General features: G+C 70.7%; 8 protein-coding genes and 1 tRNA gene. 5 read left to right on the top strand and 4 right to left on the bottom strand.

Annotated features, from left to right (window positions below; translation table 11 throughout):
* Nucleotides 1-215: 215 nt before the first annotated feature.
* Nucleotides 216-920: a transcriptional regulator NanR gene (gene nanR, locus AX750_RS02745; RefSeq protein WP_082734981.1), complete on the bottom strand. Its 705-nt coding sequence runs from the start codon at nucleotides 918-920 to the stop codon at nucleotides 216-218.
* A 109-nt stretch (nucleotides 921-1,029) separates the two neighbouring features.
* On the opposite strand from nanR, the gene AX750_RS02740 reads away from it, so the two are divergent.
* The 5 genes from AX750_RS02740 (at nucleotide 1,030) to AX750_RS02715 (ending at nucleotide 7,562) form a co-directional block, all read left to right on the top strand.
* On the top strand, nucleotides 1,030-1,857 hold the full coding sequence (locus tag AX750_RS02740) for a phosphogluconate dehydrogenase C-terminal domain-containing protein (protein ID WP_066722004.1): 828 nt from the start codon (nucleotides 1,030-1,032) through the stop codon (nucleotides 1,855-1,857).
* A gap of 85 nt (nucleotides 1,858-1,942) precedes the next feature.
* Nucleotides 1,943-4,456 (top strand): heavy metal translocating P-type ATPase, encoded by a 2,514-nt coding sequence (locus AX750_RS02735; RefSeq protein WP_066722001.1) that lies wholly within the window; start codon nucleotides 1,943-1,945, stop codon nucleotides 4,454-4,456.
* An 85-nt stretch (nucleotides 4,457-4,541) separates the two neighbouring features.
* Complete coding sequence (locus AX750_RS02725; RefSeq protein WP_245282287.1) at nucleotides 4,542-6,953, top strand: heavy metal translocating P-type ATPase; 2,412 nt, start codon at nucleotides 4,542-4,544, stop codon at nucleotides 6,951-6,953.
* 34 nt (nucleotides 6,954-6,987) lie between these two features.
* Nucleotides 6,988-7,061: transfer RNA gene (locus AX750_RS02720), tRNA-Gly, on the top strand.
* Between the two features lie 102 nt (nucleotides 7,062-7,163).
* The gene (locus tag AX750_RS02715) at nucleotides 7,164-7,562 is read left to right on the top strand and encodes a hypothetical protein (RefSeq protein ID WP_156446574.1); all 399 of its coding nucleotides are present in this window, start codon (nucleotides 7,164-7,166) and stop codon (nucleotides 7,560-7,562) included.
* On the opposite strand, the gene AX750_RS02710 is transcribed toward AX750_RS02715, so the two are convergent.
* From AX750_RS02710 to AX750_RS26785, 3 genes are read right to left on the bottom strand one after another with little or no spacing between them, the layout of a single operon-like run.
* Nucleotides 7,549-9,354 carry an SUMF1/EgtB/PvdO family nonheme iron enzyme gene (locus AX750_RS02710; protein ID WP_067253488.1) on the bottom strand — a complete coding sequence of 602 codons (1,806 nt, stop codon included), beginning with the start codon at nucleotides 9,352-9,354 and terminating at the stop codon, nucleotides 7,549-7,551. The genes AX750_RS02715 and AX750_RS02710 overlap by 14 nt on opposite strands.
* A 34-nt stretch (nucleotides 9,355-9,388) precedes the next feature.
* Complete coding sequence (locus AX750_RS02705) at nucleotides 9,389-9,826, bottom strand: DUF4399 domain-containing protein (protein WP_066716863.1); 438 nt, start codon at nucleotides 9,824-9,826, stop codon at nucleotides 9,389-9,391.
* Entirely contained in the window at nucleotides 9,823-11,088 is a 1,266-nt protein-coding gene (locus AX750_RS26785) for a DUF4399 domain-containing protein (protein WP_245282286.1), read from the bottom strand. The genes AX750_RS02705 and AX750_RS26785 overlap by 4 nt, the downstream gene beginning before the upstream one ends.
* Nucleotides 11,089-11,157: the final 69 nt, after the last annotated feature.

Below are 11,157 nucleotides of genomic sequence, written 5' to 3'. Positions count from 1 at the left end.
CCATGGTTCTTATCCGCCGCATCGCGCGAGCGTCATGAGTTCCGGGACGGACTCTAAGAGTTACGTAACAATTTCAATCGTGTACGTGTTCGCGGATTTGTCCGGCTCGGCCCACCATCTTTCTCCCGGCCGAGACTGCTCGGCGCGGCGCGCCGGCTGCCCCGGCCCCGCTCAATTTCATCGAGTCGATCCGATCCAGCCGGCGCAAGCCCGTTTCAACCCTCCATGATGCCGTGGTAGCGGGCATCGGCGCGGGCGAGATGGTCGGACATGGCCCGGCCGGCCGCGTCGGGGTCGTGATCGGCGATGGCCTCGCAGATTCGCGCGTGCTCCTCCAGAGTCAGGCGCTCGGCGCCCGGTGCCCGCACCAGCGTGACATGGGACGCGCCGAGCAAGGTCAGCATCGCCTCGACCGCGGCGGGAAAGACCGGGTTGCCGCTCATCACCGCGATCTGGCGATGAAAGGCGATGTCGCGGCTGAGGAAATCGTCGAGCCCTGCCGCCCGGTGCTCGTCCAGCCGCTGGCGTAGCAGGGCGAGGCCGGCGGCATCGGCGCGCTGGGCGGCCAGCCGTGCGACGCCGGCTTCGAGCAGGATGCGCGCCTCCTTGAGATGCTCCAGCGCGTCGGGATCGACACTCAACAGGAAGCGGGCGGGTTCGGTCAGCTGCGCGACGACCCCCTCTGCGGTGGGCAGCAGGACGCGGGCGCGCTCGCCATGGCTGATGCCGATGATGCCGGAACGCTCCAGCTGCTGCAGCGCCTCGCGGATCGAGGGGCGGCCGACGCCATAGGCGTCCATCAGTTCGCGCTCGGAGGGCAACTGCGCGCCCGGCGGAAACTCACCAGCGCGGATGCGGGCGATCAGGCGGTCGAGGACCTCCTGATGCAGCTTGCGGCGGGGGATCGGCTCGGTCGTCACGGGGCCTGCATTGCTGGGGAAGAGGACATCATCATCATGTCATCAGACCAGATTGACCGCCAACCGTCGGTGTGGGACGAACTCATCATACCAGTTGGGGAGGTCGACGATGACGGTGGTGGCTCTGTTCGGTGCCGGCGGCAAGATGGGCATGCGGCTGGGCCGTAATCTCGCCGCCTCGCGGTTCACCATGCGGCCGGTCGAGGTCAGCCCAGCCGGGCAGGAGCGGGTGCGCGCCGCCTTCGGGCTGGACTGCGTCTCGGCGGAGGCCGCGGTCGCAGGCGCGGCCGTCGTGGTGCTGGCGGTGCCGGACACCCATGTCGGCACGGTGGCGCGCTCGCTGCTGCCACTGCTCGCGCCGGGCACGATCGTGGTCATTCTCGACGCTGCCGCCCCCCATGCCGGGCATCTGCCGGAGCGGGCCGACATCACCTACTTCGTCACCCATCCCTGCCACCCGCCTATCTTCAACGACGAGACCGACCCGGCCGCCAAGGCCGACCATTTCGGCGGCATCGCGGCGAAGCAGCACATCGTCAACGCGTTGATGCAGGGGCCTGAAGAGCATTACGCGCTTGGCGAGGAGGTCGCGCGGGCGATCTGGGCGCCGGTGATGCGCTCGCACCGCGTCACGGTCGAACAGATGGCGATCCTGGAGCCTGGGCTGTCCGAGACCGTCTGCGCCACGCTGCTCGACGCCATGCGCGAGGCGATGGAGGAGGCGATCGCCCGCGGCGTCCCGCGCGAGGCGGCGCGCGACTTCCTGCTCGGGCATATGAACATCCTGGCCGCCGTGACCTTCGAGCAAGTGCAGGGCGTGTTCTCGGATGCCTGCAACAAGGCGATCGTCTTCGGCAAGGACACGATCCTGAAGCCGGATTGGAAGCGGCTTTTCGAGCCCGAGGAGATCGCGGCGAGCGTGCGCCGCATTACTTGACGGATTATCCTCCGCCCGCCCCTTGACCTTCCCATGATGGGAAGCCCCATCTCCGGCTTTGATGCGATAGCCGGAGCCTGAGCCGATGACCCTGACCGATCTTCCCAAGCCGGACGGCGCGACGACGCTCGCGATCCCGGTCGAGGGGATGAGCTGCGCTGCTTGCGTCGGCCGCGTCGAGAAGGCGATCCTGGCCGTGCCGGGCGTCCGCGCGGCTTCGGTCAATCTGGCGACGCAGCGGGCAAGCGTCGGACTCGGCGCGAATGCCGACGCGGCGCCCGTCCTGGCCGCGATCCGGGCGGCCGGCTACACGCCGCAGGAGGACGAGACCGATTTTTCCGTCGAGGGGATGAGCTGCGCCTCTTGCGTCGGGCGGGTCGAGCGGGCGCTGCTCGCCGTGCCGGGCGTGCTGGAGGGCAGCGTTAACCTCGCCATGGGCCGCGCCCATGCGCGCCATGTCGGCGGCGAGGGCACGGTGGCGGCCATCACTGCGGCGCTGGCTAAAGCCGGCTATCCGGCCGAGCCCGTGCGGGAGGCCGGCGTCCAGGCCGATCGCGACAGCGCCCGGCGCGAGGCCGAACTGTCGGGCTTGCGCCGCGACCTGACCCTGGCCGCGCTGGCGACGCTGCCGATCGTCGTGATCGAGATGGGCTCGCATCTCTCCGATACGCTGCATCACGCGCTGGCCGAGAGCTTCGGCGCGGCTAATCTGCGCATCCTGTCCTTCATTCTGGCGAGCCTGGTGCAATTTGGACCGGGGCTGCAATTTTACCGCAAGGGTGGGCCGGCGCTGCTGCGCGGCGCGCCCGACATGAACTCGCTCGTCATGCTGGGCACGACGACGGCCTATCTCTATTCGGTGGTCTCGACCTTCGCGCCCGCGCTGCTGCCGGCCGGGCTCGACCACACCTATTTCGAGGCCGGCGCGGTCATCGTCACGCTGATCCTGTTCGGGCGCTATGCCGAGGCGCGGGCGAAGGGCCAGACCGGGGATGCGATCCGCCGGCTTCTGAAGCTGCAGGTCAAGACGGCTCTGGTGCTGCGCGACGGCCGCGAACAGGAATTGCCGGTCGCGCAGGTGCGGCCCGGCGACATCGTGCTGATGCGTCCCGGCGAGCGGCTGCCGGTCGATGGCGAGGTGGTCGAGGGCACCTCCTTCGTCGACGAATCCATGCTGACGGGGGAGCCGATTCCCGTGGAGAAGGATGTCGGCTCCATGGTGATCGGCGGCACGGTCAACGGGACCGGCGCCTTCCGTTTCCGCGCGACGCGCATCGGCGCGGACACGTTTCTGGCGGGAATCGTGCCGACGATGGAGGCGGCTCAGGCCTCGAAGCTGCCGATCCAGGCGCTCGTCGACAAGGTGACGATGTGGTTCGTGCCGGCCGTCATGGCCGCGGCGCTGCTGACCTTCGGGGTCTGGCTGATCTTCGGGCCGAGCCCGGCCCTGTCGCTGGCGATCGTCAATGCGGTCGCGGTGCTGATCATCGCCTGCCCCTGCGCGATGGGGCTGGCGACGCCGACCTCGATCATGGTCGGCACCGGCAAGGCGGCGCAGATGGGCGTGCTGTTCCGGCGCGGCGAAGCGCTGCAGGCCCTGCGCGATGTCACGGTCGTCGCGCTCGACAAGACCGGCACGATCACGCGGGGCAAGCCCGAGCTGACCGATGTCGAGGTCACCGAGGGCTTCGCGCGTGATGAGGTCCTGCGGCTGGTGGCGGCGGTCGAGACGCGCTCGGAGCACCCGATCGCGCAGGCCATCGTCGCGGCGGCCCGCGAGGGCGGCCAAATCCTGTCCGAGCCCGCCGCCTTCGCCGCCGAGCCCGGCTTTGGCGTCACGGCCACCGTCGAGGGGCGGGCGCTGCTGGTCGGGGCCGACCGGCTGCTGGTCCGGGCCGGCATCGACCTGTCCCCCTTCGCCGCGACGGCGGCGCGGCTCGGAGGCGAGGGCAAGTCGCCGCTCTATGCGGCGATCGACGGGCGGCTCGCCGCCATCCTCGCCGTCTCCGATCCGGTCAAGGAGACCAGCCGCGAGGCGCTTCAAGCGCTGCGGGCGCAGGGGTTGCGGATCGTGATGATCACCGGCGACAACCGGCGCACGGCCGAGGCGATCGCGCGGGGCCTGCCCGTCGACGAGGTTGTGGCCGAGGTGCTGCCGGCCGGCAAGGTCGCGGTGATCGAGCGGCTGCAGGCGGGGGGCGCTCGCGTCGCCTTCGTCGGCGATGGCATCAACGATGCGCCGGCGCTGGCCAAGGCCGATGTCGGGCTGGCCATCGGCACCGGCACGGACATCGCGATCGAGAGCGCCGATGTTGTTCTGATGTCGGGCGATCTCCGCAATGTGGCGAATGCGGTGGCGCTGTCGCGGGCGACGCTGCGCAACATCACAGAAAACCTGTTCTGGGCCTTCGGCTATAATGCGGTGCTGATCCCGGTCGCGGCCGGGGTGCTCTACCCGGCCTTCGGCATCCTGATGTCGCCGATGGTGGCGGGGCTCGCCATGGCGCTCTCCAGCGTCAGCGTCGTCGCCAATGCGCTGCGGCTGCGCGGTTTCCGACCGCCGCTCGCGGCGCATGGCCGGGCTGCTGCCGCCGCCTGAGCGCGGCTGAAAAAGGCGCTTGAACCTCTAGTGGCTACAGGAAGTAGGGTCTGGCCGGTTCGCGATTCACGACGCCCGGTGCCCCATGTCCCAACCCGATTCCGCTCTCGCCCCGAAGCTCCCTGACGTCGTCGCTGCGGCGCCGGCCTCCTGCGGGTCCGCCTGCTGCGGCGGACATGATCACGCCCCGCCTGCTGCCGCTGCCGCGAGCGCCCCGCACAGCCACGGCCCGGGCTGCGGCCATGATCACGACCACGAGCACGATCACGACCATGCCCATGGCCATTCGCATGCGGAGCCAGCGGCCGAAGCCTTGCCGGAGCATGAGCCGGGCGCGCTGCTCTGGCAGGTGCAGGGCATGGATTGCGGCAACTGCGCCCAGACGATCCGCGCCGCGCTGGAGCGGCTGCCGGGCGTCTCCGGCATCCGTATCTCCGTGACCAAGGAAACGCTGGCGCTGCGCCTCGACGAGCGGCTGACGCCGCCCGAGGCGATCGAGAGCCGGATCGCGACGCTGGGCTACAAGCCGAGCCGGCTCGCGGCGACGCAAGCTGTGTCGCTCAGGCGCGAGGCGCCTTCCGCCTGGTGGCGCCAGGCCAAGGGCCGGCTCGCCATAGCCTCGGGCGCGCTCGTCGCGCTGGCCTATCTCGTCAGCGTGCTCGCACCGGGCTGGCACGACCCGCTCTTCATCACGGCCAGCCTGATCGCGGCGGCTCCCGTGGCGCGCCGGGCGATCGTCTCGGCCCTGGCCGGCGCGCCCTTCACCATCGAGATGCTGATGACGATCGCGGTGGCCGGCGCGCTCGTCATCGGCGCGGCGGAGGAGGTGGCGATCGTCGTCTTCCTGTTCTGTGTCGGCGAGGTGCTGGAGGGCGTCGCCGCCGAGAAGGCGCGCTCGGGCATCCGCTCGCTCGCCGCACTGGTGCCGCAGACCGCCTGGCTCGAGGAGGGCGGTACCGTCCGCGAGGTGGCGGCCGAAACCCTGCGCATCGGCCAGAGCGTGCTGGTGCGCCCTGGCGACCGCATCCCGGCCGATGGCACGGTGCTGACGGGCACCTCCAGCGTCGACGAGGCGCCGATCACCGGTGAATCGATGCCAAAGGCCAAGGAGCCCGGTTCGGAGGTCTTCGCCGGCACCGTCAATCACGAGGCCGCGCTGACGGTCCGTGTCGGCCGGGCGGCGCAGGACACGATGATCGCGCGCATCGTCGCGCTGGTCGCCGAGGCGCAGGACGCCAAGGCGCCGACGGAGCGCTTCATCGACCGCTTCTCGCGGATCTACATGCCCTTCATCGTCGGGCTGTCGCTGCTGGTCGCCGTGCTGCCGCCGCTGCTCGCAGGCGGCACCTGGGGCGAGTGGATCTATCGCGGGCTCGCTTTGCTGCTGATCGGCTGTCCCTGCGCGCTGGTGATCTCGGTTCCCGCCGCCATCGCATCCAGCCTGGCCACAGCGGCGCGGCGCGGGCTCCTGATCAAGGGCGGGGCCGTGATCGAAGCGCTGGCGGGCGTCGACACCGTCGCCTTCGACAAGACGGGCACGCTGACGATCGGCCGCCCCGTCGTCACCGATGTCGTGGCGCTGGAAGCGGCCGAGCCTCGGGTCCTGGCGCTGGCGGCGGCGGTCGAGCGGCGCTCGAGCCATCCGCTCGCGGCCGCCATCGTCGCGCGGGCTGAAGCCGAGGCGGTCGCCACCGTCATGGCGGAGGATGTCGCGGCCGTACCGGGCAAGGGCATGGCGGGCACGATCGGGGAGGCGGCCGTCTTCGTCGGCGCGCCGCGCCACGCCGCCGCCTGGGCGCCCCTGCCGGAGGCGGCCCTGGCGGCGATCGACCGGCTCGAAGGCGAGGGCAAGACCGTCGTCGTCGTGGTCAGTGCGGCGCGCGCCGTAGGGCTGCTTGCGCTACGCGACGAGCCGCGGCCGGATGCAGCGGCCGCGATCGGCCGGCTCAATGCGATGGGTATCCGCCCGCTGATGCTGACCGGTGACAACCCGCGCGCAGCAGCGGCGGTCGGCGAGGCGCTGGGCGTCGCGGTCACGGCCGGGATGCTGCCCGCCGACAAGGCGAAGGCGGTGGCCGAACTCGCCCGTGGCGGCCGCGTCGCCATGGTCGGCGACGGCATCAACGACGCGCCGGCGCTCGCCAGCGCGCAGGTCGGCATCGCCATGGGCTCGGGCACGCGCGTCGCCATCGAGGCGGCGGACGCGGCGCTGCTGCATGACGGCGTCGGCGATGTGCCGGCGCTGATCGGGCTGGCGCGGGCGACGATGGCCAATATCCGCCAGAACATCGCGCTGGCGCTCGGCCTGAAGGCGGTGTTCCTCGTCACCACCGTCATCGGCACGACGGGCCTGTGGGTCGCGATCCTCGCCGACACCGGCGGGACCGTGCTGGTCACGCTCAACGCGCTGCGGCTGCTCGGCTATTTCCGCAGCGAGGCCGCGACGGCGCGCACTGCGACGCCGGAAACGGCGCGGCCCGTGCTCGGAACGGGTTGACTTCCGGCCGCCGCTGGGGAATTTCGGAGGCAGCGCGGGTGTAGCTCAATGGTAGAGCAGCAGCCTTCCAAGCTGAATACGAGGGTTCGATTCCCTTCACCCGCTCCAGCTTTCTCCCATCGTCCGCCTGACGCAACCGCTGCCTCTCGCAGCCTTGCCGCATCGCGTCGCCATGCTAGCTTCGATCCCGAGCAGAGGAGCGTGACGCGCTTGATCCGGGGTTGTCTGGCCGTGCTGTGCCTGATCGGTTTCGGGGTCGAGGCCTCGGCGCGCGAGCTCGTCGGCAAGTTCGGCTATCTCGGCGAATGGGACGTGAGCGCGACCCTCTCCGAAGAGCGGGCGGGGCGTTCGGGCACGGCTGCCCTGTCCGGCCCCCTGCTGATGAAGCACAATGCCGTCTGCGGGCCGGGCGAAACACCGGAGAAGAGCGGCCAGATCCGCCTGACCCTGCGCGGCGAGCGCTACAGCGCCGAGATGACGCTGGCGGGCGCCTCCTGCCGCTTCTCCGGCACGCTCTCGCCGGAGCGCCACAGCTTCGTCGCCTGCGGCGGCGATCAGCAAATCCCGCTGCGCCTGTGGTTCCGGGAGGCCGGCTCTAGGGCTCCCTGACGACCCGGAAGCCGTTGGTGAAGAAGCGCACATCGGCCTCGTATTTGAAGCGGGCGGCCGAGCGCAGATAGCGCGGATCGTTGTTGAAGGAGCCGCCGCGCAGCACGCGCTCGCGGCAGCCCGGCGCTGTGAAGGCGCTGCCGTCGCGCGGGGTGGCGCGGTAGCTGTCGCTCCAGCAATCGGCGACCCATTCGGCGGCGTTGCCGGCCATGTCGAAGAGCCCGAAGCCGTTGGGCGGAAACTGCCCGGTCTCGACCGCCTGCCGGCGCGTCGGCTCGTTGCAGCCGACGCAGTTGGCGCGCTCCTTCACCAGTGTCGCCCCCCAGGGATAGGTCGTGGTCGTGCCGCCGCGCGCGGCATACTCCCACTCCGCCTCGCTGGGCAGGCGGTAGCGCTTGCCGGTGCGGGCCGAGAGCCAGGCGAGATAGGCGTTGGCGTCGTTCCAGTGGATGTCCGTCACCGGGCGTTTGCCGCGGCCCAGCCCCCGGTCGTTCGGGCGGTGGCTGCAGCCGCCCTGATCGACGCAGGCGTCCCATTCGTCGAAGGTGACCTCGCGCACGCCGATGTGGAAGCCGTCGCGGATCGTCACGGTGTGGACCGGCTTCTCGAACTCGTAGAGTTCGTTGGCGCCCATCTCGAAGCTGCCGGGGCGGATCGCGATCAGTTCCGGACAATCGTCGCAGTCGCGCACGGTGCGGGCCGAGGTCGCGGCCGGAGGCGGCGGGGCCGGGGCGCGCGGCGGCTCGCGCAGGGAGGCGACAGGCGGCGCCGGCTGGGGCAGGGGGGCGGCGGGCGGCGCGGCAGAGGCGTTCTGCCGTGCCAAGAATTGCTGCTCGCGGGTGCGGGCGAGGGCGGCGAAGCGCCCGTCGGGATAAGCGTTCAGATAGGCGCGGTATTCAGCCGGGTTCTCGCTGGAGCGGATCGACTCCCAGAAGGCGAGCTCATAGGCGTCCTGCCGGGCAGCGGGCGACTCCGGCGGCGGCAGCGGGATGACGGCGCGGTTGTTTTGGGCGACCTGCGCCGGGCGGGCGACCGGCGTGACGATCAGGCCGGGCGGCGGCTCGGAGGAGGTCCAGATCTGCTGGGCGCGGCGGGTCTGCCGCGCCACGGCGTCGCGGGTGCGGGCCAGGGCGGCCTGCATGTCGAGCCCTGGCGTGCGGATCGCCTTGATCCATTCGTCCACGGCCGGGTTGCCGCGGTCGGCGACGGTGCGGCCGGGCGCCGTGGTGAACATCACGCTGATCGCCTCCATCCGGTCGATGGCGAGCAGGCCTTTGCCGGCGCCGCCGATCTCCGCCTGCCAGGGATTGTCGCGGCTGGCGTCGAGGACGACGAGGGCGCTGGAGGGCCGGGCCACGATCAGCGCATCGAGCAGGAGGTCGAGATCGACCGCCGCGCGGGCGATGTCGGCGGCCGAGCGCAGGCGCGGATCGACGGGGACGAGGAAGTTGCGGCCGCGCTGCTGTACGGCATGGCCGGCATAGAACACCACGGCCTGAGCGCCCCGGCCCAGCCTCGCGCCGAAGGCGGCGATCGCATCCTGCAGCGCGGCGGCATTGGCATCTTTGGCCGTGACGACGTCGAATCCGCCCGCGCGCAGCGTGTCGGCCACGGCGCTGGCATCGGCGGTCGCGCCTGCCACGGGGGCCGAACCATAGGCGCCGTTGCCGATGACGAGGCCGACGCGCCGCTGCCCGGCATCGCCGGTCTGGGCGAGCCCGACGCCAGCCGACAGCAGCATCGCGCCGACCGCCAGGGCGAGGGGGCGCCACCAGGAGAGGCCGGTCCTCATGGTCCTGCGAAGCTCGTCCGATCGCACCGGCGCCTCAGCGGACATAGATCGTGATCTTGCGCGACATCACCGGCGGATCATGCGGCACGTGGTTATGGTCTCCGAGCAGAAGCTGCAGGGTATGACGGCCTTTCGGCAGCGTCACCACCACCTCGCTCTGGCCGTTGCCGAGATGGATGTTGTTGTAGTCGGCGGGAATGGGCTGGTCGGGCGGGCCGGGCTCGGTGTTGATCAGGAGATGGTGATGGCCCGTGTTGGGCCACTCGGTGCCGGCGGGGGCGAGGCCCATCTCCTTCAGGCCCATGCGAACCGTGAAGCGTTCCGGCACGCGCAGCCCGTCCAGCGGATAGTGGAAATAGACCTCGGCTCCCTTCGGCGCGGGCTGCCGGCCGGAGCCCGATTGGGCGAGGGCCGGGGACGCAGCCAGCAGGACCGAGGCGGCAAGGAGAGCGGCGAAACGTGACGGGGTCATCGCCGCTTCTCCGGGCGTCTGCCGCCGGGCGCGACCGTCACTCGGATGCGCTCCGACAGGATGGGCGGATCATGCGGCACATGATTCTCGTCGGTGAAGATCAGCTGCAGCGTGTGCTCGCCGCGGGGCAGGGTGATGCGCCGCTCGGTCTGGCCGCCGCCGAGATGGATGTGGTTGAGATCGGCGGGGATCGCCTCGTCGAGCGGCGGCGTCGGCGCGTTGACGATGAGGTGGTGATGGCCGGTGTTCGGCTTGGCGACGCCGGCCGGGGCCACGCCCATATTGCGCAGCCCGAAGCGGACCGTCGTGTTGGGGAAGATCACGTCCCCGTCGCGCGGGTAGATGAAGTAGACGGCGGCATCGGGGGGCGCGGGGGTCAGAACCGGCTTGCCGTCCGGACGGGTCGTCGGCGTGGCTGTGGCCACCTGGTCGCCCTCGACGACCCGCACCCGGATGCGGGGCGACATCAGCGGCGGGTCATGGGGGACGTGGTCGTGGTCGCCCATCAGAAGCTGCAGTGTATGCTCGCCCGGCGGCAGCGTGACCTCTGCCTCGGTCTGGCCGCGGCCGAAATGGACATGGTTGAAGTCGCTCGGAATCTCGCGGTCGAGCGGCGGCAGCTCCGTATCGATCAGCAGATGATGGTGGCCGCCATTGGGATGGCGCGTTCCGGCCGGTGACAGCGCCACGCCCTCGGCGCCGAAGCGGATGATCGAGCGCGTCGGGATGGTGGCGCCGTCGACGAGATCGACGAAGAACACCCTCGCGCCAGGTGGCGAAGCAACGCGCGGCTTCTCGTCAGCCTCCTCCGTCACCTCCACCGTGATGCGCGGCGACATCACCGGCGGATCGTGAGGCACGTGATCGTGATCGGCAAAGAGAAGCTGCAGCGTGTGCCGCCCCGGGGGCAGCGTGATCTCGATCTCGGTCTGGCCGCTGCCGAGATGGAGATGGTTGAAATCGCTGGGAATCGGCTGGTCGAGCGGCGGCAGATCGGTGTCGATCAGGATGTGGTGATGGCCGGCATTGGGCTGGTTCTGGCCGGCGGGGACGACTTCCATGCCCGACAGGGCGAAACGGACCAGAAACTTGCCCGGCAGCTTCGCGCCATCGGCGATTCCGACGAAAGCCAGCCGGGCATCGGCCGGTGCCTTGCTGCGCGGCCGGGCCGCCTCCTGCGCCCAGACGGACGGGACGAATGCGGCGGAGGCGGCCGCCAGCATCAGCAGCGCCGACAGGATGCCGAGCCGAACTCTCTGCACCAGCCCTGATCTCCTTCGCCCCCGAAGCACGCGAAAGCTACCAGCGCCGGTGGGCTCCGGCAAGCCAAA

Source organism: Methylobacterium sp. CCH7-A2, assembly GCF_001557075.1.
In the GTDB taxonomy this organism is placed as follows: Bacteria; Pseudomonadota; Alphaproteobacteria; order Rhizobiales; family Beijerinckiaceae; genus Allobosea; species Allobosea massiliensis.
The sequence above is the reverse complement of the archived record's forward strand: the minus strand, read 5'-3'. Positions and strand labels throughout refer to the sequence as shown.